19 protein-coding genes are annotated in these 20,956 nt (G+C 53.3%); 5 read left to right on the top strand and 14 right to left on the bottom strand.

All coding sequences use genetic code 11. The annotated features are described in order from the left end of the window. Positions 1-487: 487 nt before the first annotated feature. Positions 488-4,375 carry a phosphoribosylformylglycinamidine synthase gene (gene purL / locus N7E69_RS02265; protein ID WP_000970028.1) on the bottom strand — a complete coding sequence of 1,296 codons (3,888 nt, stop codon included), beginning with the start codon at positions 4,373-4,375 and terminating at the stop codon, positions 488-490. 21 nt (positions 4,376-4,396) lie between these two features. Here purL and N7E69_RS02270 point away from each other — a divergent pair, with 21 nt between their 5' ends. Both N7E69_RS02270 and mltF read left to right on the top strand, forming a co-directional pair. After that, positions 4,397-4,630 (top strand): hypothetical protein, encoded by a 234-nt coding sequence (locus tag N7E69_RS02270; RefSeq protein ID WP_001747289.1) that lies wholly within the window; start codon positions 4,397-4,399, stop codon positions 4,628-4,630. Continuing rightward, a complete protein-coding gene (gene mltF, locus N7E69_RS02275) occupies positions 4,631-6,175 on the top strand; it encodes a membrane-bound lytic murein transglycosylase MltF (RefSeq protein ID WP_000734241.1) in 1,545 nt (514 codons plus the stop codon). A gap of 50 nt (positions 6,176-6,225) precedes the next feature. Here mltF and tadA read toward each other — a convergent pair whose 3' ends face one another. Genes tadA through murQ form a run of 4 tightly spaced genes read right to left on the bottom strand, consistent with a single transcriptional unit; the run spans position 6,226 to position 9,706 of the window. After that, a complete protein-coding gene (gene tadA, locus N7E69_RS02280) occupies positions 6,226-6,777 on the bottom strand; it encodes a tRNA adenosine(34) deaminase TadA (protein ID WP_001134563.1) in 552 nt (183 codons plus the stop codon). 24 nt (positions 6,778-6,801) lie between these two features. Beyond that, complete coding sequence (gene yfhb, locus N7E69_RS02285) at positions 6,802-7,437, bottom strand: phosphatidylglycerophosphatase C (RefSeq protein ID WP_000253558.1); 636 nt, start codon at positions 7,435-7,437, stop codon at positions 6,802-6,804. 3 nt (positions 7,438-7,440) lie between these two features. Continuing rightward, complete coding sequence (locus tag N7E69_RS02290; RefSeq protein ID WP_000361647.1) at positions 7,441-8,802, bottom strand: PTS transporter subunit EIIC; 1,362 nt, start codon at positions 8,800-8,802, stop codon at positions 7,441-7,443. A gap of 10 nt (positions 8,803-8,812) precedes the next feature. Next, positions 8,813-9,706: an N-acetylmuramic acid 6-phosphate etherase gene (murQ, locus tag N7E69_RS02295; RefSeq protein ID WP_001048537.1), complete on the bottom strand. Its 894-nt coding sequence runs from the start codon at positions 9,704-9,706 to the stop codon at positions 8,813-8,815. Between the two features lie 115 nt (positions 9,707-9,821). Here murQ and N7E69_RS02300 point away from each other — a divergent pair, with 115 nt between their 5' ends. Continuing rightward, positions 9,822-10,670, top strand: coding sequence for a MurR/RpiR family transcriptional regulator (locus N7E69_RS02300; protein WP_000995694.1), 849 nt, complete (start codon positions 9,822-9,824; stop codon positions 10,668-10,670). Positions 10,671-10,708: 38 nt separating this feature from the next. Here the strand turns inward: N7E69_RS02300 and N7E69_RS02305 are convergent, their stop codons facing one another. Together N7E69_RS02305 and N7E69_RS02310 are read right to left on the bottom strand one after the other, a co-directional pair. Further along, positions 10,709-11,626: an oxidoreductase gene (locus tag N7E69_RS02305; protein WP_000684029.1), complete on the bottom strand. Its 918-nt coding sequence runs from the start codon at positions 11,624-11,626 to the stop codon at positions 10,709-10,711. Positions 11,627-11,647: 21 nt separating this feature from the next. Then, a complete protein-coding gene (locus N7E69_RS02310) occupies positions 11,648-12,844 on the bottom strand; it encodes an OFA family MFS transporter (RefSeq protein ID WP_001276364.1) in 1,197 nt (398 codons plus the stop codon). Between the two features lie 115 nt (positions 12,845-12,959). Between N7E69_RS02310 and N7E69_RS02315 the strand changes: the two genes are divergently transcribed. Continuing rightward, positions 12,960-13,886 (top strand): LysR family transcriptional regulator, encoded by a 927-nt coding sequence (locus N7E69_RS02315; protein WP_001022463.1) that lies wholly within the window; start codon positions 12,960-12,962, stop codon positions 13,884-13,886. A 37-nt stretch (positions 13,887-13,923) separates the two neighbouring features. After that, the gene (locus tag N7E69_RS02320; RefSeq protein ID WP_001196291.1) at positions 13,924-14,184 is read left to right on the top strand and encodes a YfhL family 4Fe-4S dicluster ferredoxin; all 261 of its coding nucleotides are present in this window, start codon (positions 13,924-13,926) and stop codon (positions 14,182-14,184) included. 111 nt (positions 14,185-14,295) lie between these two features. Here the strand turns inward: N7E69_RS02320 and acpS are convergent, their stop codons facing one another. The 7 genes from acpS to lepA all read right to left on the bottom strand — a co-directional run bounded on the left by acpS (position 14,296) and on the right by lepA (position 20,805). Then, entirely contained in the window at positions 14,296-14,676 is a 381-nt protein-coding gene (gene acpS, locus N7E69_RS02325) for a holo-ACP synthase (RefSeq protein ID WP_000986043.1), read from the bottom strand. Next, positions 14,676-15,407, bottom strand: a complete 732-nt coding sequence (pdxJ, locus tag N7E69_RS02330) for a pyridoxine 5'-phosphate synthase (RefSeq protein ID WP_000818972.1) — start codon at positions 15,405-15,407, stop codon at positions 14,676-14,678. Before pdxJ ends, acpS begins: the two co-directional genes overlap by 1 nt. An 11-nt stretch (positions 15,408-15,418) precedes the next feature. Continuing rightward, positions 15,419-16,147 (bottom strand): DNA repair protein RecO, encoded by a 729-nt coding sequence (gene recO / locus N7E69_RS02335; RefSeq protein WP_000399387.1) that lies wholly within the window; start codon positions 16,145-16,147, stop codon positions 15,419-15,421. 11 nt (positions 16,148-16,158) lie between these two features. Continuing rightward, positions 16,159-17,064, bottom strand: coding sequence for a GTPase Era (era, locus tag N7E69_RS02340; RefSeq protein WP_000102230.1), 906 nt, complete (start codon positions 17,062-17,064; stop codon positions 16,159-16,161). Then, a complete protein-coding gene (gene rnc, locus N7E69_RS02345) occupies positions 17,061-17,741 on the bottom strand; it encodes a ribonuclease III (RefSeq protein WP_001068341.1) in 681 nt (226 codons plus the stop codon). The genes era and rnc overlap by 4 nt, the downstream gene beginning before the upstream one ends. Positions 17,742-18,014: 273 nt before the next feature. Continuing rightward, entirely contained in the window at positions 18,015-18,989 is a 975-nt protein-coding gene (gene lepB / locus N7E69_RS02350; protein WP_000002559.1) for a signal peptidase I, read from the bottom strand. Between the two features lie 16 nt (positions 18,990-19,005). Then, positions 19,006-20,805 carry a translation elongation factor 4 gene (gene lepA, locus N7E69_RS02355; protein WP_000790154.1) on the bottom strand — a complete coding sequence of 600 codons (1,800 nt, stop codon included), beginning with the start codon at positions 20,803-20,805 and terminating at the stop codon, positions 19,006-19,008. Positions 20,806-20,956 lie beyond the last annotated feature (151 nt).

Below are 20,956 nucleotides of genomic sequence, written 5' to 3' on the forward strand. Positions count from 1 at the left end.
GGCAGGCACCTTGTTGTGCGTCATTCGAAGTTTATGTAGCGCGTCCCTAAGGGGCTGACATAAGAAGGTGAATGAGCCACTGGTTATCATTATGCAGTAATTGTGCCAACATTCAAAAGACTTTGTTAACACAATGATAGATATGAAAAATATCGTTATTCATGCTAAAAATGGCTCTGTCTGTTTTTTGCCCTTTCTGTCGCCAATCAGCAACACCTGCAACACCTAAAAATAAAACAATTTAAAATCAAATAGTTAAATATCTCTTTTTGGCGACAACCTATCCCCCACTCATGTCGGGATTTCCCGACACTTTAATCTTGCGGCATAAGCACTAGTTTATTGCCGGATGACGGCGTAAACGCCTTATCCGGCCTACCGCTTGACGTTCAAGACGGTAGCTTCAACCGCGCTTCCCCGTGGGCCTGATAAGCGCCGTCTACAAAAAAGCCCCTCGTGAATAGGGGCTTAATGGCTATCGGGCTAATTAACCAAGCTGCTTACGCGCATTACGGAAGATACGCATCCACGGGCTATCCTCGCCCCAGTTTTCCGGGTGCCAGGAGTTGGCGACGGTGCGGAATACGCGTTCCGGATGCGGCATCATAATCGTCACCCGACCGTTTTCGGTCGTCACCGCCGTGATGCCGTTCGGCGAACCGTTCGGGTTAGCCGGATAGGTTTCAGTCACCTTACCAAAGTTATCAACGTAGCGCAGAGCGACCAGGCCTTTGCTCTCAAGCGCGGCAAGATGCGCATCGTCACGTACCTCAACGCGCCCTTCCCCATGGGAAACCGCAATCGGCATCTGTGAGCCTACCATTCCTTGCAGCAGCAGCGATGGGCTTTGCGTCACTTCCACCAGGCTGAAGCGGGCTTCGAAGCGGTCAGAATGGTTACGTACAAACCGCGGCCACAGTTCGCTGCCCGGGATCAGCTCGCGCAGATTCGACATCATCTGGCAACCGTTGCACACGCCCAGCGCCAGTGTCTGCGGACGATGGAAGAAGGTTTCGAATTCGTCGCGCACCCGATGGTTAAACAGAATGGATTTCGCCCAGCCTTCGCCCGCCCCCAGCACGTCGCCGTAGGAAAAGCCGCCGCAAGCCACCAGCGCATGGAAGTTGCCCAGACCGATACGACCGCCCAGCAGGTCGCTCATATGGACGTCAATCGCGTCAAAGCCCGCACGATGGAACGCCGCCGCCATCTCCACGTGAGAGTTCACCCCCTGCTCGCGCAGTACAGCGACTTTCGGTCGTGCGCCTGTCGCAATGTACGGCGCGGCGATATCTTCATTAATATCAAACGACAGCTTCACGTTGAGGCCCGGATCGGCATCATTCGCTTTCGCCTCATGTTCCTGATCAGCACATTGCGGATTGTCGCGCAGACGCTGCATCTGCCAGGTGGTTTCCGCCCACCAGACACGCAGCGTAGTGCGGCTTTCGCTGAATACCGTCTGGTCATTAGCGGTAATCACAAAGCGATCGCCAGCCAGGGCCTGACCAAGGTAGTGGACGCAGTCAGCAAGACCGTACTGCGCCAACAGCGCTTCGACCGCGTCTCTGTCTTCAGCGCGTACCTGAATCACGCCGCCCAGCTCCTCGTTGAACAGTGCGGCCAGATGGTCATCGCCCAGCGCGGCGATATCGACCTGCACGCCGCAGTGGCCGGCAAAGGCCATCTCGGCCAGCGTCACCAGCAGACCGCCGTCGGAACGGTCGTGCCAGGCCAGTAATTTACGCGCAGCGACCAGCGCCTGCATGGCGTCATAGAAGCCTTTCAGTTGCGCGACGTCACGCACGTCCGCGGGTTTGTCGCCAAGCTGACGATAGACCTGCGCCAGCGCCGTTGCGCCCAGCGCGTTGTGGCCCTTGCCAAGATCGATCAGCAACAAGGCGTTATCTTCCGTTGACAGCTGCGGCGTAAGGGTGTGACGCACGTCTTCCACGCGGGCAAACGCGGAAATCACCAGCGACAGCGGCGAGGTCATTTCGCGCTGTTCGTTGCCTTCCTGCCAGCGGGTTTTCATCGACATCGAATCTTTGCCCACCGGAATCGTCAGGCCAAGCTGCGGACAGAGTTCCTCTCCCACCGCTTTAACCGCGTCATATAAACCGGCATCTTCGCCAGGATGACCGGCTGCCGCCATCCAGTTAGCGGAAAGCTTAATGCGCTTGATATCGCCAATCTGCGTCGCGGCAATGTTAGTCAACGCTTCACCGACGGCCAGACGGGCGGAGGCGGCAAAGTCCAGCAGCGCCACCGGCGCGCGCTCGCCAATCGACATCGCTTCGCCGTAGTAGCTGTCGAGGCTGGCGGTAGTGACCGCGCAGTCAGCCACCGGGACCTGCCACGGGCCAACCATCTGGTCACGCGCCACCATACCGGTGACGGTACGGTCGCCAATAGTGACAAGGAAGGTTTTTTCCGCCACGGTCGGCAGATGCAGAACACGATTTACCGCGTCGGCAATCGTGATATCCGCGCGGTTCAGCGCATCGCCTTTCGCCTTCAATGTTTGCACATCGCGGGTCATTTTCGGCGTTTTGCCCAGCAGGACATCCAGCGGCAGGTCGATCGGCTGATTGTCGAAATGGTTATCATGCAACGAGAGATGCTGTTCTTCGGTAGCATCGCCAATGACCGCATACGGCGCGCGTTCGCGCTTACACAGTTCGTCGAACAGCGGCAACTGGTCAGCCGCGACCGCCAGTACGTAGCGCTCCTGGGATTCGTTACACCAGATTTCCAGCGGGCTCATGCCCGGCTCGTCGCTAAGAATGTCGCGCAGTTCGAATTTCCCGCCGCGCCCGCCGTCGCTCACCAGCTCCGGCATCGCATTGGAGAGACCGCCCGCGCCCACATCATGGATAAACAAGATTGGGTTAGCGTCGCCCAACTGCCAGCAGCGGTCGATCACTTCCTGGCAGCGGCGTTCCATTTCCGGGTTGTCGCGCTGAACAGAGGCAAAATCGAGATCCGCATCAGACTGGCCGGAAGCCATTGACGATGCCGCGCCGCCGCCGAGGCCGATATTCATCGCCGGGCCGCCAAGGACGATCAGCTTCGCGCCCACGACGATCTCGCCTTTCTGCACGTGATCGGCGCGAATATTACCGATCCCGCCCGCCAGCATGATCGGCTTATGGTAGCCGCGCAGCTCTTCGCCGTTGTGGCTGTTCACTTTCTCTTCATAAGTACGGAAGTAACCGGTCAGCGCCGGGCGACCAAATTCGTTGTTAAACGCCGCGCCGCCCAGCGGACCTTCGGTCATGATATCCAGCGCGGTGACAATACGTTCCGGCTTGCCAAAATCCTCTTCCCACGGCTGTTCAAAGCCCGGAATACGCAGGTTGGAAACGGAGAAGCCTACCAGCCCGGCTTTTGGTTTCGCGCCACGCCCGGTGGCGCCTTCATCACGAATTTCGCCGCCGGAACCGGTCGCCGCCCCCGGCCACGGAGAGATGGCGGTTGGGTGGTTATGCGTTTCGACCTTCATCAGAATGTGCGCGGGCTCCTGATGAAAATCGTAACGGCCAGTATTGTGGTCGGCGAAGTAGCGCCCCACCGCAGATCCTTCCATCACCGCGGCATTGTCTTTATAGGCAGAGAGCACATAGTCCGGCGTGGTTTCGAAGGTGTTTTTAATCATTTTAAACAGCGACTTCGGCTGCGGTTTACCGTCGATAATCCAGTCGGCGTTAAAAATCTTGTGGCGGCAGTGCTCGGAGTTCGCCTGGGCGAACATGTACAATTCGATATCGTTCGGGTTGCGCCCCAGTTTGGTAAACGCCTCCTGCAAATAGTCGATTTCATCTTCCGCCAGCGCCAGACCAAGACGCAGGTTGGCGTCAATTAACGCCTGACGGCCTTCTCCCAGCAGATCGACACTGGAAACCGGCGCAGGCTGATGGTGGATAAACAGTTTTTCCGCATCGGTTAAAGAAGAGAACACCGTCTCCATCATACGGTCGTGCAGCTCTGCGGCCACTTGTCGCCACTGTTCCGCCGTCAACGTCGAAGCCTCGATATAGTACGCTACGCCGCGCTCCAGCCGATCAACCTGTTGCAGGCCGCAGTTGTGGGCGATATCCGTTGCTTTTGAAGACCAGGGGGAGATGGTACCAGGACGCGGTGTGACCAACAGGAGTTTACCCGCCGGCGTATGGCTGTTAAGCGCCGGGCCGTATTGCAACAGACGGGTAAGCTGCGCCTGCTCGCTATCATTTAACGGGGCGTTCAGGTCAGCAAAATGGACATACTCAGCGTATATATTGTGGACCTGGAGGTTGGCAGCCTGAAAGCGCGCCAGCAGTTTATTGATACGGAATGCAGACAGTGCAGGCGAACCACGCAGAATTTCCATCATAAGTCTCTCGTCTTCTAAGCTTTGGTGTGCGCAAGGGGGGAAACGGCCGTCATTATAAAGAATCTGACGCGCCGACGAAACCGTTTGCGTAGAAATAAAATCACCGCTTTTTCTTGTCATACGGTGCGGCTATCGTTGCGAATAAGTTGCCAACTGGCGCATTGTTACGCAAAATGCCGCTCATTAATGACTTATCTATTGCAGCAAAACATCTTTTTCAGCCCGAGGCAACGCACGATCCAGAGAATTAACTAATTGAAAAAATTAAAGATTAATTATCTGTTCATCGGCATATTGACGCTGCTGCTGGCAGCAGCCCTTTGGCCCTCAATCCCCTGGTTCGGTAAAACCGAAAACCATATCGCCGCGATTCAAGCCCGGGGGATACTGCGCGTCAGTACGATCGACTCGCCATTAACCTATTCCGTTATCAACGGTAAAAAATATGGTCTGGACTATGAACTGGCGCAGCAGTTCGCCAACTATCTCGGCGTGAAGCTGAAAGTGACGGTGCGCCAGAATATCAGCCAGTTGTTTGACGATCTGGATAACGGCAATGCCGACCTGCTCGCGGCAGGGCTGGTCTACGACAGCGCACGCGTTAAAAACTATCAGCCCGGTCCCATGTATTACTCGGTTTCGCAACAGCTCGTCTACCGGGTCGGACAATATCGCCCACGTTCGCTGGCGACCGTTAACGAGAATCAGCTTACCATTGCGCCAGGGCACGTCGTGGTCAATGACTTACAGCGTTTAAAAGAGACAAAGTTTCCCGACCTGAGCTGGAAAGTGGATGATAAAAAAGGCTCGACGACGCTGCTGGAAGAGGTCATCAGCGGCAAACTGGATTACACCATTGCCGATTCAGTGGCGATCAGTCTGTTTCAGCGCGTTCATCCCGAGCTGGCCGTGGCGCTGGATGTCACGGATGAACAGCCCGTGACCTGGTTTAGCCGACTGGACGACGATAATACGCTCTCCGCCGCGCTGCTCGATTTTTTCAATTCGATCAATGAAGACGGGTCGTTGGCGCGGATCGAAGAGAAATATCTGGGACATGGCGATGATTTCGACTACGTTGATACCCGCTCTTTCCTGCGAGCGGTAGATAACGTCCTGCCGGAGCTGGAACCGTTATTTAAAAAATATGCCAAAGAGATAGACTGGCGCCTGCTGGCGGCGATTTCTTATCAGGAATCACACTGGGACCCGCTGGCGACCTCGCCAACCGGCGTGCGCGGCCTGATGATGCTGACTAAAAATACCGCCCAAAGTCTGGGGCTGACCGACCGTACCGATGCGGAGCAAAGCATCAGCGGCGGCGCTCGCTATCTTGAAGATATGATGGCTAAAGTTCCCGAAACCGTTCCGGAAGACGAGCGTATCTGGTTTGCCTTAGCCGCCTACAATATGGGTTATGCGCACATGCTCGATGCCAGATCGCTGACGGTAAAAACCAAAGGCAATCCGGATAGCTGGACCGATGTGAAGCAGCGTTTGCCGCTATTAAGCCAAAAACCGTATTACAGTAAGTTAACCTACGGTTACGCGCGTGGACATGAGGCTTATGCTTATGTGGAAAATATCCGTAAATACCAGATAAGTTTGGTGGGGTATTTGCAGGAAAAAGAAAAGCAGGAAGCGGAAGCTATGAAACTGGCGCAGGATTACCCGGCGGTGTCGCCGGAGGAGCTGAATAAAGCACCCTTCCCCTTCCTGTCGTTTTTATCGCAGTCATCAGGCTACCTGACGCATTCGCCGTCTTTACTGTTTACGCCGCAGAAGAAAGAAGAAAAATAGCGCGATGGTCTTATTGGATGGCGACGCGCAACCTCTTATCCGGCATTGCGCTATACTGCCGGCCCCGCGCCTTCCGCACGGTCGGCTTTCTTCAGGGCTTTAATTTCCTGACGACGCATACGGAAAAAATCACTGAGCAGCGTCGCACATTCATCGCGCAGCACCCCTTCAATAATGTCGACCCGGTGATTCATTCCCGGATGGTGCAGCACATCAATTAGCGATCCGGCCGCGCCGGTTTTTGCATCGCGCGCGCCAAAGACAACGCGTCCAATGCGGCTATGCACCATAGCGCCTGCGCACATCACACAGGGTTCCAGTGTGACATACAGCGTGGTATCCAGTAACCGATAATTCTGCAATACCAGACCGCCCTGACGCAGCGCCATTATTTCAGCGTGCGCAGTAGGATCGTGGCGGCCAATGGGTCGGTTCCAGCCTTCGCCAATGACGCGATGGTTATGCACCAATACCGCGCCAACCGGAACCTCGCGTTCGTCCCAGGCGCGTTTCGCCAGCGTCAGCGCGTGGCGCATCCAGTATTCGTGATCTAATTCGACATCAGACAAAGAGGTAACTCCGGTAATGAAAGCGGGCGGCATTATACACAGACGCTATGCGTTTCACTATTCGAGCTGCTGCAACTCGCCGTGCGGCGTCACCCGCCAGCGATGCTGGCAAAAATAAAGCAGCGGGTTATCCTGTTTGCTGTCGCTGTAGCCGCTATAAAGACGCAGCGGCGTACCGATTTTACGTTCCAGTTGCGCGACTTTTTCATGGCCCAGACAGCGCACGGTTAATACCCAGCCGCCATACCGTCGCGCCATCTGGCTGGCGATGAGGTTAACGCGCGGCAGCCACGGCGTATCAAAATAGACTTGCTCTACCAATGATTGCGGAGAACCGGTAATAAGCCAGATATCCGCGTCAGAGCTCAATAGATAGGTGGTCAGACGCTCCTGTACTACCGGAAACGCCGTGACGTTAGCGCGAAACCAACGGACAAAATCCGCCTGATGCGCCTGCAAACGCGTTTCGCTATGGCCAAAAGTACAGCCCCACAATAACAGACTCATCGGCCAGCGGGCCGCACGCCCTTTTACCAGTAAACCGATACCGATAATGGGCAACAGCGGCAGTACGAGCAGCGCATTTAGCGGCTGACGGCGCAGCAAATAACGCAGAAAACTGCCGAACATATCCTGTTGATGTAACGTTCCATCCAAATCAAAAAAGACGACACGACGCTCGTGGCTGACCAAACCTTACTCCTCTGGATCATTGAACCCCAGCAGCCAGGTAAAAATAAACCCGGCAATTACCGCTATTAAATAGCCTAACAGATAGAACAGGACTTTTCCGGCAACAATTGTTAATGCCAGCGGCAAACCGGAAATACCAAAGGTAATTACCGTCGCCACTTTCCAGTAGCTGATCAACGCCCCGCCTACCGCGCCGCCGAGGCAAGCGCCAATAAATGGCTTACCCAATGGCAGCGTGACGCCAAAAATCAGCGGCTCGCCAATCCCCAGCAGTCCGACCGGAAGCGCGCCTTTAATCACCTTTTTGAGCCGCGCATTGCGGGTTTTCATCAGTACGGCAATGGCCGCGCCTATCTGACCAACGCCCGCCATCGCCAGGATGGGAAACAGCGCGTTATAGCCGTGCGCTTGCACCAGCTCCACATGAATAGGCACCAGCCCCTGATGCAGCCCGGTCAGTACCAACGGCAGGAAAGTTCCGGCTAGCACCGCGCCCACCAGAAAACCGCCGCGATCGATAGCCCAGGACGCGCCGTGAGCGATAGCGTCTGAAATCCAGCCGCCAAGCGGTTGCAGAGCGACAATCGCTACCGCGCCGGTGATAACAGTCGTCAATAAAGGGTTAAGAATTAACTCCAGCGACCCCGGCAGCAGCTTACGGAACTGGCGCTCAATCCAGCACATTAACGCCACCACCAGCAGGACGGCGATAACGCCGCCCCGTCCCGGCTGAAGCGCCTCGCCAAAGAGCGTAATCTGCGCCAGTTGCGGGCTGGAAAGGATCCCCGCCATCACGCCGCCTAACGCCTGCGATCCGCCAAAGACTTTCGCGGTATTGACGCCAACCAGAATGTTCATGATAGCGAACACCGCGCTACCAAATATCCCCATCAGGCCCAGCAGGTTAGGATAGTGGACGGCAACATCGCCGACGATATCCGGACGTTTAAGAATGTTGATAATGCCGGTAATCAAGCCGGATGCGATAAAGGCGGGGATAAGCGGTATAAAAACATTCGCCAGCTTACGCAACGCATCGCTCATCGGCGCTTTATACTTCGCTTTCGCCTCGGATTTGGTACGCGCCATAGCGTCATCCGGCTTTACACCACCTGCGGCAATCTGCACGCGCATCGCATCAACCACCTGTGCAGCCTTCCCCGGCCCAACGATCAGCTGATGTTGCTCCCCTTGCTTTACGTATCCACTGATGCCAGGCAACGCTTTTAAGCGCGGAATATCCAGTTGGCTGTCGTCCTGTACCTCCACCCTGACTCGCGTCATACAGTTTTCCAGGCGCAGAATATTTTGCTCTCCGCCGATACCACGTAAAATGTCGCTGGCGAGCGCTGCCGTCTTATCCATACACACCTCTTTAGTGTTCTAACGCCGCCCTTAAAAAGCCCTGATGAGCGGCGAGTTTTTCCCTGGCGGCTGCAGCATCCAGCCCCGTAAGCGCCATCAAAATGGCGGGCTTAACCTCAAAATCGGTCTGTTTCAGCAACGTTTCCGCCTCTTCACGACCTATCCCGGTCGCTTCAACGACCATCCGACACGCGCGATCGACCAGTTTGACGTTGGTGGCTTTCATATCCACCATCAGGTTTTGATAGACCTTGCCGAACTTCACCATCGCGCCGGTAGAAATCATATTGAGTACCATTTTCTGCGCGGTGCCGGATTTCAGCCGCGTGGAGCCGGTAAGCGCTTCCGGCCCGACAACGGGCGAAATGGCGATATTAGCCTCCCGCGCAATAGGCGAATCTGGATTACAGGAGACGGCAACAGTGGTACAACCGGACTGTCGCGCATAGCGCAGGCCGCCAATCACATAGGGTGTACGACCCGACGCCGCGAGCCCCACGACCAGATCCTGTTCTTGCAGATTTAGCGCGACAAGATCGTCTTCGCCTGCCTGTTGGCTGTCTTCCGCGCCTTCGACCGCCTTCAGCAACGCGCCCGGCCCACCGGCAATCAGCCCGACGACCAGACCGTGCGGAACGCCAAACGTCGGGGGGCATTCTGAGGCATCCAGTACGCCAAGCCGACCACTGGTGCCCGCGCCCATATAGATGATACGTCCGCCAGACTTCAGCGCCGCCACAGCGGCATCCACCGCACGCGCAACGTCAGGCAGAGTGGCTTTTACCGCTTCCGCTACCCGCGTATCCTGTTCATTAAAACGCTTAACTAATTCAGGAGTAGGCAACGCATCCAGATCCATCGTTTGCGGGTTACGGGTTTCAGACACTAAGGTACCAAGATTCATTTTTGTCCCTCTGGAATTTTTAATTCATAATAAGCGTCCATGATGGAATAGAATATTCCCCCAGGCGAGTGAAATTTCGTTTTGTCGTCGCCATCACGTTTCGCAGGAGCTGCCCATGAACTGTTTGATTCGTATTCGCCAGCGTTATCCGGATCTCGCGCAAAGCGACAGGAAACTGGCGGATTATCTGCTCGCGCAACCGGATACAGCGCGACATCTGAGCTCGCAGCAACTGGCGGCCGAAGCGGGCGTCAGCCAATCCAGCGTAGTCAAATTCGCGCAAAAACTGGGGTTTAAAGGGTTTCCTGCATTGAAACTGGCTATCAGCGAAGCGTTGGCCAGCAATCCTAATCCGCATTCCGTTCCCGTTCATAACCAGATTCGCGGCGACGATCCGATGCGCCTGGTCGGGGAAAAATTAATTAAAGAGAATGTGGCGGCGATGCACGCCACGCTGGACGTTAACAGTGAAGAAAAGCTGTTAGAAAGCGTCACGATGCTGCGCCACGCCCGCCGTATTGTGATCACCGGGATTGGCGCCTCTGGGCTGGTGGCGCAAAATTTTGCCTGGAAGCTACTGAAGATTGGCATTAACGCGGTGGTTGAGCGCGATATGCACGCCCTGCTGGCAACAGTGCAGGCGCTGGCGCCGGAGGATCTGCTGCTGGCGATCTCTTATTCCGGGGAACGGCGCGAGCTGAACCTGGCGGCGGACGAAACATTACGCGCAGGCGCGAAGATCCTGGCCATTACCGGTTTTTCTCCCAACGCCTTGCAGCAGCGCGCCACCCGCTGTCTGTATACGATTGCCGAAGAGCAGGCGACGCGCAGCGCCGCTATCTCCTCGACACATGCGCAAATGATGTTGACCGACTTACTGTTTATGGCGCTGGTACAACAGGATTTAGAGCGGGCGCCGGAGCGTATTCGCCATAGCGAGGCGCTGGTAAAAAAACTGGTTTGAAAATGGCTCTTCCGCCTCATGCAGAAGAGCCATCAAGTTTATTGCGCTTCTTTCGCGTGAATCAATTGCGTCAGGAGTGTGTTAACCGGTACGGCAATATTGTTCTGAGCGCCGATTCGCGCAATCGCACCATTTAAATAGTCGATTTCAGTCAGTCGGCCTTTATGTAAATCCTGATGCATAGAAGGATAGTGGTGGCCGCTCTCACGCGGATCGAACACTTTCTTCACCGTATTCATCACCATTTGCTCAGTCAACGGAATATTCTGGCTGGCAGCAACCAATACAAACTCATCAACTACCGCTTGCGCTAAATCTAAAGCACCAGGCCGCTGACCAAATCCGCCGACATTACAATCCAGTAGCGCGCAATAGGTGTTCATTACGCTATTAAAGGCTGCTTTCTTCCAGATCGATAATAATACGTCAGGGCTTATTTCAGCATTCAATCCCGCGCTATTAAGAGTGGCAATGACCTTAGCCTCTTGAGCCGAATCCTGGCTGGCAATCGGCTGCAGTTCAATCGTTCCGGTACCGGTGGCCATAATATGCCCAGCCCCCTCCAGTTCGCTGGACCATAACGTCACACCCGCATAGATTTTCTGCCGATCGACATATTTCTCCAGCGTTTCAATATTTCCCAGGCCGTTAGATAAAATCATCACGACCTTCGCGGCTGGCAGCAGCGGCTTAATACGCAGTAACATGCTATCCAGCTGCATGGCTTTGGTAAACAGAATAACCAGCTCAAACTCCCCCTGGGATTCATCAGCCAACATAGCAGGGATGGGGTAATACTTCTGAGTCGTTTCCGTTTCGACAAACAACCCCTTGCTACGAATAGCGTCGACATGCTCCTGCCAGCTATCGATAAGCGTCACGTCGTGCCCGGCCTCCAGCAGCATATAGCCAAAACGACACCCCATAGCGCCTGCACCTGCGATTGCAATTTTCATTTTTATTTCCTTATTATCTGATTAATGAATTTTGGCTAAAACCGTTGCGACATATTTTTTCGTTATCAGGGTCAACACGACTCCAATAAGCAATAGCACCGTTGTCAAAATAAATACTGTATTGTAGCTTCCGGTATATTTTGCAATAGCGGACGTTACATAAGGAGCAATAACCGCACCGACGGCAAAACCAAAATACATAAAGCCGTAGTTTAGCCCCTGGTTACGCATACCAAAATTCTGGCTGGTCAAACCAGGGAAGATAACTAATATACCGGCATAAGCAAAGCCCACGCCCAGAGCGCTGAAATAAAATACCGAAGTATTGCCATTGAAGAAAAATAACAGCAGCATACACAAGCAGGTAAAGAGGTAAACAATAACCAGCGTATTATAGCCGCCTAATTTATCGGTTAACCCTCCCCAGAACAGGCGACCGATCGAGTTAAATATCGAGACCAGGCTAACGACTAATGCACCGGACAGTAAACCGTACTGCGTCATACCAATTTGCGCAGAGCTTGAGCTAATTACCATCCCAGAGAACACGCCCAGCGCCAGAATCATAAACAGCAGCCAGAAGCGCAGATCTTTCAGCATGTGCCGATAGTCTTTATCCAGTGGCGACGCTTTAATTCCTCCGCTATCTTTTGCTGGCGCGCTACGAATAAAGAACTGGACGATAAAAATAACCACCAGATAAACAATACCCAGATATAACAACGCCCGACTAACATCGTGAGTTTGCGCCATAAAATATTCGGCCAGGCGGGTGCAAAGTAGCGTCCCGACGCCAACACCCGCCAGTACGATACCGCTGGCAAGACCGCGACGGTCAGGGAAAAATTTCAGAATATTATTAAGATTACCCGTAAAAGCCAGGCCCGATCCCAACCCGGCAATGACGCCGTAGGTTAAAAACAGCATGGGCAAATTATCCACAAACCCGGACAAGATAAAACCTAAAGAAAACAGGATACCACCGATAACTATCGCCTGCTTTCCTTTACCATTGTCGATCATTCTCCCGCCCCAAATCATCGGTAAAGGAATGATCCCCATATTGATAGAGAATGCTAACGCCAGCGTAGCCGGATCCCAGTGATATTGCGCCATGAGTGGTGTTTTGAAATAGCTAAATGCGTAGACGCCCCCGAGCACAAAATTGATGCACACGTGAGCGGCAAGCATTCCCCAGCGGTTGATTGATGCCGACATAATTTTCCCTTTTTAAAATGCACTGATCACAGTTTAAAAAAAGCAAAATAGGCAAACAATTTGGTATTTTTTATAATCGTTATAACAAAACCCAATCGATTGGCATTAAATTTTAATGAATATCAAACAACTACACTCCTTCCTGATATTGTGTGATGAATTACATTATGGTCGGGCAGCCAGTCGCCTGTTTATCACTCAGCCATCATTAAGTCAGCAAATCAAACAACTTGAGTCATCACTTAAAACAATATTATTTAAGCGAAAAGGTAGAGGAATTAAATTAACAAAAGCAGGCATTATTTTGCAACGACACGCTAACAAAATAATGCTGGATTTAAAAAATGCCGAAAATGAACTTCTTCCCTATCAGGACCAACAGCGCGATACTATTTCAATCGGGGTGTCAGGCAGTTACCTGGTCCTGCCCGCTTTTCGCAACTTTATGGCGCACCATCCGGAAATATCTTTAAATGTTAAAGAGTTCTCAACTGAGCAAACCATTAAAAAGCTGACGGATAGCGCCGTTGATATTGGCATTGTTTATCGAACAGCGCTCCCTGCCCAGCTAAGCTCGACCATGCTGTTTGAAGATGAAATTATCGCTGCAATCCCACTTTCTCATCCTCTGGCGACACGCGAACGTCTGCATTTAAAAGATTTAAACGACCAGCCCATTATCGTGCTTAATGACTCTCTGCTATTAAGAGGGATCATCACCACAGAATTTAATAACCGCAAAGTCGTTCCTAACGTCATCTGCGAACTGGATAACCACTACTCATGCCTTGAGTATGCCGAAGCGCAGATTGGCATCGCATTTATTACCCGCTCGCTAACCCATTTATCGACACCCAAAAATGTTCGCCTGGTTTCACTGGGCATCCCCGCATTCTTTATTCCTGTCATGCTGGTGCACAGTAATGACCTTTCACTGGATAACGCAACCATCTGCCTGCTCAAGCAGATCAAAAATTTTTACACGGTAGATAACAAATCAGCGCCAGAAAAGAGCTGGCCCGAGCAGAAAATAGGCGTATAATGCCCGCCCGATTTGTGTTGTTTCTGAGAATTTCCTGATGGCGCTGTTAATCACCAAAAAATGTATCAATTGCGATATGTGCGAGCCGGAGTGCCCGAATGAGGCGATTTCAATGGGCGACAGCATTTATGAGATTAACAGCGACAAATGCACCGAGTGTGTAGGCCATTACGAAACGCCGACCTGTCAGAAAGTCTGCCCGATCCCCAATACGATTTTGCAGGATCCCGCCCATGTCGAAACCGAAGAACAGTTGTGGGATAAGTTTGTTCTGATGCATCACGCAGATAAACTGTAAGCGGGTTAACGCATTTCCAACGCAACAATGTCTGATGGCGCTATGCTTATCAGGCCGACAATATATCGGCCTGTAGGTCAGATAACGTGTTTACGCCGCCATCCGGCAAATCTAACTTTCCAGAATGACCGTAGCGCAGGCGTAATGGCGTTCATCGGCCAACGTGACATGCATATGCGCCACACCGAGTTTTTCCGCCAGCGTTAACGCCTCGCCCCACAGCCGCAAACGTGGTTTTCCCAGCTCATCGTTAAACACTTCGAACTGATTGAACGCCAGACCGTTGCGGATGCCGGTGCCAAAAGCTTTCGCTGCCGCCTCTTTGACCGCAAAACGCTTGGCGAGAAAACGCACCGGCTGCTGATGCGTCTCCCAGATAGCCCACTCGTTGTCACTGAGCACACGCCTTGCCAGACGTTCGCCGGAACGGGAGATCACTGCCTCAATGCGGGCAATCTCTACAATATCCGTTCCCAGGCCGAGAATCGCCATTAGCCGCGCGCTTCCAGCATCAAACGTTTCATTTCAGCCACCGCCTCTTTCAGCCCCGTCATCACCGCCCGACCAATAATGGCATGACCGATATTGAGCTCGTGCATTTCCGGCAGTGCGGCAATAGCTTTGACGTTATGGTAGGTCAGACCATGACCCGCATTTACTTTTAGCCCCAGACGGGCCGCCAGGGTCGCGGCGCTGGCGATACGCGCCAGCTCTTTTGCCTGTTCCGCATCGGTTTCTGCGTTGGCGTAGCAGCCGGTATGGATTTCGATAAACGGCGCGCCGACTTCCGCCGCCGCGTTGATTTGCGTTTCATCGGCATCGATAAAGAGCGAAACCTGGATGCCAGCCGCCGCCAGGCGCGCACAGGCATCACGCATTTTATCGCGCTGTCCGGCCACATCCAGACCGCCTTCGGTGGTGACTTCCTGGCGTTTTTCCGGCACCAGACAACAGAAATGCGGCCTGGTTTCTACGGCGATCGCCAGCATCTCTTCGGTCACCGCCATCTCCAGATTCATACGCGTATGCAGCGTCTGACGCAGAATGCGCACATCGCGATCGGTAATGTGGCGACGATCTTCGCGCAGGTGTACGGTAATGCCGTCCGCGCCTGCCTGTTCAGCAATAAACGCCGCCTGTACCGGATCCGGATAGTCGGTGCCGCGCGCATTACGTAACGTGGCAATGTGGTCAATATTGACGCCTAACAGTAATTCAGCCATGACAATCCTCGTTAATCTTTCTTCATTTTTACTGTGCGTTTGGGCATAAATTGCCGGAACAGCTCCCGGCTTTTTAACGGTTTTCCCCCAAGATACGGCTTTAATGCCATACGGGTAAAGCGTTTAGCGGCACGCAGGGTATCTACATCCGGAAATTCCCGCTCCTCCAACGCTTTCAGGTGCCGTCCGGTAAAGGTGTTGTTATCGATGACGACGCTGGCGAAAAAGCCTTTTTCTTCGCGGTAACGGTAGGTCATGGTGTCATCCACCCGTTCGCCGCTGCCTGCACAGTGGGTGAAATTGACGCCATACCCCAGATGACCCAGCAACGCCAGTTCGAAACGTCGCAACGCCGGTTCAGGCGAGCCGGTGGTTCCCGCCAGCGCCTGAATACAGTTCAGATAATCAAAAAAGAGTTCGGAGAAGCGCGTTTCATATTCCAGTACGCGAGAGAGGAGTTCGTTGATGTACAGGCCGCTATAGAGCGTAATACCGCTTAACGGCAGCGCCAAAGAAACTGCCTCGGCACTGCGCAGGGTTTTCACCTCGCCGCGTCCGCTGTAGCGTAGCAATAACGGCGTAAAAGGCTGCAACACGCCTTTCAGATTGGAACGTTTAGATCGCGCGCCTTTGGCGACAAGGCGCACGCGCCCCGATTCTTCCGTGAAGACGTCCAGCATCAGGCTGGTTTCGCTCCAGGGGCGACTGTGCAGGACAAATGCGCGCTGCCACCCTTCCACGCTGTGTTAACTCACAGATCGTCTACGTAACCGAGACTGCGCAGAGCGCGTTCGTCATCGGCCCAGCCGGATTTCACTTTCACCCACAGTTCCAGGTGTACCGGCGCCTCAAACATCTCCTGCATGTCTTTACGCGCTTCAATACCAATGGTTTTGATTTTGGCGCCTTTGTTGCCAATCACCATCTTCTTCTGCCCTTCGCGCTCGACGAGGATCAGCCCGTTGATATCATAGCCGCCGCGTTCGTTGGTAACAAAACGTTCAATCTCAACGGTAACGGAATACGGCAGCTCGGCGCCGAGAAAACGCATCAGCTTTTCACGAATGATTTCAGACGCCATAAAGCGCTGAGAGCGATCGGTGATGTAATCTTCCGGGAAGTGATGAATCGCTTCCGGTAAATGTTTACGCACGATACCGGCAATGGTATCGACGTTCATACCCGTTTCAGCAGAGATGGGTACGATATCAAGAAAGTTCATCTGGCTTGCCAGGAACTGGAGGTGCGGCAGCAAATCGGCTTTTTCCTGCACGTTATCCACCTTGTTAACGGCGAGAATAACCGGCGCTTTGCCATCGCGCAGTTTGTTCAGGACCATTTCGTCGTCCGGCGTCCAACGGGTGCCTTCCACAACGAAAATCACCAGCTCAACGTCGCCAATCGAACTGCTCGCCGCCTTATTCATCAAACGGTTAATGGCGCGCTTTTCTTCCATATGCAGTCCCGGGGTATCGACATAAATTGCCTGATACGGGCCTTCGGTATGAATACCGACAATGCGGTGGCGCGTGGTCTGCGCTTTACGGGAAGTGATCGAAATCTTCTGCCCAAGCAGTTTGTTCAGCAAGGTGGATTTGCCAACGTTCGGACGTCCGACGATGGCAATAAATCCGCAGTAAGTTTTGTCAGTGCTCATTCCAACTCCAGTTTTTTCAGCGCCTGTTCGGCGGCAGCCTGCTCCGCCTTACGACGGCTGGAACCCGTGCCAACCACCGGTTCGCTCAGGCCGCTGACCTGGCAGTGGATAGTAAATTCCTGATCGTGCGCCTCGCCGCGTACCTGCACAACCAGGTAAGATGGCAGCGGCAGATGGCGACCCTGCAAATACTCCTGCAAGCGCGTTTTAGGATCTTTTTGTTTATCGCCCGGGCTTATCTCATCCAGACGGGTTTTATACCAGTTAAGGATTAACTGCTCGACGGTCTGGATATTGCTATCGAGAAATACTCCGCCGATTAACGCTTCCACGGTGTCCGCCAGAATGGACTCTCGACGGAATCCGCCGCTTTTTAATTCGCCCGGCCCTAAACGCAGGCACTCGCCTAAATCAAATTCACGGGCTAATTCCGCCAGCGTATTACCACGTACCAACGTGGCGCGCATACGGCTCATATCTCCCTCATCCACCCGTGGAAAACGGTGATAAAGCGCGTTAGCGATAACGAAGCTCAGGATTGAATCGCCTAAAAATTCCAGGCGTTCGTTATGTTTACTGCTGGCGCTGCGGTGAGTTAATGCCTGCTGCAACAGCTCCTGATGATTAAAAGTGTAGCCCAGCTTCCGTTGAAGCCGATTAATTACGATGGGGTTCATGCGATACCAATAAATGAATGCGTCAACAATCCAGCACACGAAACAGACCTGATACACGTCATCTGTCCTGCCGCATCGCTGCAGCGGAAAGAAGGTTGTCTATAACCAACGCTGTTTCGTGTGCCGTGGCGACCAAACGGCGCCAACCTAAAACTTCGGGGGAATATTCTATACACAACGACAGGGGATGTCGTTAGTCTTAGGGAATTTATCCAGGAAATAATTCACGCTGCCGCTAAAAAGACGGCAGCGTGAACGATCATTTCATCACAGTTAGTGAATACCGCCGATACGACTCAGGCGTACGCCTGTCGGCCACTCCCCTTCCTGCTTGTCAAAGCTCATCCAGATAGCGACCGCTTTACCGACCAGATTCGCTTCCGGAACAAATCCCCAGTAACGGCTATCCGCGCTGTTATCGCGGTTGTCGCCCATCATGAAATATTGTCCCGGTGGTACAACCCAGGTCGCCAGCGGTTGTCCTGGCTGTTGGTAATACATGCCCAACTGATCCTGGGCTATCGGCACCATCAGAATGCGGTGCGTCACATCGCCTAACGTCTCTTTACGTTCGGTCAGGCGAATGCCGTTTTCTTTCGTCTCGTTTAGCGGAACCTCAAAGAAACCGCTGGTCGCTTCTCCGCCGTTACGGCGGGCAAAGGTCTGTACAAAATCGCTCGGCTCAACGTTAGAGTAGGTAACCGGCAGCGCATTTTCGCACGCCTGACCGGAGCTACAGCCAGGCTGAATCGTCACCTCTTTCGCAACCGGATCATAAGTGATTTTATCGCCCGGCAAACCGACTGCGCGTTTGATGTAATCTAACTTAGGATCTTCCGGATATTTAAATACCACAATATCCCCGCGCTTTGGATGACCGGTTTCAATCAGGGTTTTCTGGTAGATCGGATCTTTAATGCCGTAGGCAAATTTTTCCACCAGAATAAAATCGCCGATAAGCAGTGTCGGCATCATTGAGCCTGACGGGATCTGAAAGGGTTCATAAAGAAATGAACGAACGATCAGAACGATCGCCAGAACCGGGAAAACCGACGCCCCGGTCTCCAGCCAGCCCGGCTTAGGCGCCACTTTATTGAGCGTAGCGTTATCCAGCGCATCTCCCGACGCCGTTTGCGCGGCAGCCTGGCGCGCCCGACGTTTTGGCGCGAAAACAAACTTATCAACGCACCATAAAATGCCCGTCACCAGTGTGGCTATCACCAGAATCAGGGCAAACATGTTCGCCATGCCAACTCCTTAGAGATTATTTATTGTCTTTACCGACATGCAGAATGGCGAGGAACGCCTCCTGAGGCAGCTCGACGTTACCGATCTGCTTCATGCGTTTCTTACCTTCTTTCTGTTTCTGCAGCAGTTTTTTCTTACGACTGATATCACCGCCGTAGCACTTCGCCAGCACGTTTTTACGTAACTGTTTTACCGTCGAACGGGCAATAATATGCGTACCAATCGCCGCCTGAATCGCGATATCAAACTGCTGGCGTGGAATCAAATCTTTCATCTTCTCCACCAGCTCGCGACCACGGCTTTGCGAGTTATCACGGTGCGTGATCAGCGCCAGCGCATCGACACGCTCGTTGTTGATTAACACATCAACACGCACCATATCGGAAGCCTGGAAGCGCTTGAAGTTATAATCCAGAGACGCATAGCCGCGCGACGTTGATTTCAGACGGTCAAAGAAGTCGAGCACCACTTCCGCCATCGGGATTTCATAGGTCAACGCGACCTGGTTACCGTGATACACCATGTTAGTTTGTACGCCGCGTTTCTCAATACACAGCGTAATAACGTTACCTAAATAGGCTTGTGGTAACAGCATATGACACTCGGCGATAGGCTCGCGCAGTTCATAAATGTTATTCAACGGCGGCAGCTTGGAGGGGCTATCAACATAGATAGTCTCTTTCGCCGTTGTTTCTACTTCATAAACCACGGTCGGCGCAGTGGTGATCAGATCCAGATCGTATTCGCGTTCCAGACGCTCCTGAATGATCTCCATGTGCAACAGGCCGAGGAAGCCGCAGCGGAAACCAAAGCCCAGCGCCGAGGAGCTTTCCGGTTCATAAAACAGTGAGGCATCGTTCAGGCTCAGCTTGCCGAGCGCGTCGCGGAAACTTTCATAATCGTCGGAGCTGACCGGGAACAGACCTGCATAGACCTGCGGTTTCACCTTTTTAAAGCCCGGCAACGCTTTTTCCGCTGGGTTACGCGCTGAGGTTAAGGTATCGCCAACCGGCGCGCCGAGGATATCTTTAATGGCGCAGACCAGCCAGCCTACTTCGCCGCACTTCAGCTCGGTACGATCAACCTGTTTTGGCGTGAAGATCCCCAGGCGGTCAGCGTTGTAGGTCTGCCCAGTGCTCATCACTTTAATTTTGTCGCCTTTACGCATGGTGCCGTTTTTAATACGCACCAGCGATACCACGCCCAGGTAGTTATCGAACCAGGAGTCAATAATCAGCGCCTGCAGCGGGCCGTCCGGATCGCCTTGCGGCGGCGGGATATCGCGCACCAGGCGTTCCAGAACATCCGTCACGCCGACACCCGTTTTGGCGGAGCAGCGTACCGCGTCCGTCGCATCGATACCGACAATGTCTTCGATTTCTTCCGCCACACGCTCCGGATCGGCGGCCGGCAGGTCAATCTTGTTAAGCACCGGCACCACTTCAAGATCCATTTCCATCGCGGTGTAGCAGTTCGCCAACGTTTGCGCTTCTACGCCCTGGCCGGCATCCACCACCAGCAGCGCGCCCTCGCAGGCGGCTAACGAACGGGAAACTTCATAGGAAAAGTCAACGTGTCCCGGCGTGTCGATAAAGTTCAGTTGATAAGTTTCACCATCAGACGCTTTAAAATCCAGCGTCACACTCTGGGCTTTAATAGTAATACCGCGCTCACGCTCAAGATCCATCGAATCAAGTACCTGAGCTTCCATTTCACGGTCAGACAGGCCACCGCAGATTTGGATAATACGGTCAGACAGCGTCGATTTACCGTGGTCAATGTGAGCAATGATCGAAAAGTTACGTATGTTCTTCATAGAGATAAATTATTATGCCTTACGCCTGGTTGACCAGACTTTAGAGGTCGCTGTTCTGAGCTTAACGTCTGTTTTAACTGAAACGCCGCATTCTACACTACAACGCTAAGGCGAGGAAATGTTCATAGTGTAAGGAGAGCGGGAACTGGAA

The sequence above is a fragment of the Salmonella sp. 3C genome (genome assembly GCF_025426275.1).
GTDB lineage: Bacteria > Pseudomonadota > Gammaproteobacteria > Enterobacterales > Enterobacteriaceae > Salmonella > Salmonella enterica.

What these genes read in the sequence shown, in the direction of transcription:
- purL (WP_000970028.1), bottom strand. Translation starts at nt 4,375, where the DNA reads ATGATGGAAATTCTGCGTGGTTCGCCTGCACTGTCTGCATTCCGTATC.
- tadA (WP_001134563.1), bottom strand. Translation starts at nt 6,777, where the DNA reads ATGCCGCCCGCTTTCATTACCGGAGTTACCTCTTTGTCTGATGTCGAA.
- N7E69_RS02290 (WP_000361647.1), bottom strand. Translation starts at nt 8,802, where the DNA reads ATGGATAAGACGGCAGCGCTCGCCAGCGACATTTTACGTGGTATCGGC.
- murQ (WP_001048537.1), bottom strand. Translation starts at nt 9,706, where the DNA reads ATGAATCTTGGTACCTTAGTGTCTGAAACCCGTAACCCGCAAACGATG.
- N7E69_RS02300 (WP_000995694.1), top strand. Translation starts at nt 9,822, where the DNA reads ATGAACTGTTTGATTCGTATTCGCCAGCGTTATCCGGATCTCGCGCAA.
- N7E69_RS02305 (WP_000684029.1), bottom strand. Translation starts at nt 11,626, where the DNA reads ATGAAAATTGCAATCGCAGGTGCAGGCGCTATGGGGTGTCGTTTTGGC.
- N7E69_RS02310 (WP_001276364.1), bottom strand. Translation starts at nt 12,844, where the DNA reads ATGTCGGCATCAATCAACCGCTGGGGAATGCTTGCCGCTCACGTGTGC.
- N7E69_RS02315 (WP_001022463.1), top strand. Translation starts at nt 12,960, where the DNA reads ATGAATATCAAACAACTACACTCCTTCCTGATATTGTGTGATGAATTA.
- N7E69_RS02320 (WP_001196291.1), top strand. Translation starts at nt 13,924, where the DNA reads ATGGCGCTGTTAATCACCAAAAAATGTATCAATTGCGATATGTGCGAG.
- acpS (WP_000986043.1), bottom strand. Translation starts at nt 14,676, where the DNA reads ATGGCGATTCTCGGCCTGGGAACGGATATTGTAGAGATTGCCCGCATT.
- pdxJ (WP_000818972.1), bottom strand. Translation starts at nt 15,407, where the DNA reads ATGGCTGAATTACTGTTAGGCGTCAATATTGACCACATTGCCACGTTA.
- era (WP_000102230.1), bottom strand. Translation starts at nt 17,064, where the DNA reads ATGAGCACTGACAAAACTTACTGCGGATTTATTGCCATCGTCGGACGT.
- rnc (WP_001068341.1), bottom strand. Translation starts at nt 17,741, where the DNA reads ATGAACCCCATCGTAATTAATCGGCTTCAACGGAAGCTGGGCTACACT.
- lepB (WP_000002559.1), bottom strand. Translation starts at nt 18,989, where the DNA reads ATGGCGAACATGTTTGCCCTGATTCTGGTGATAGCCACACTGGTGACG.
- lepA (WP_000790154.1), bottom strand. Translation starts at nt 20,805, where the DNA reads ATGAAGAACATACGTAACTTTTCGATCATTGCTCACATTGACCACGGT.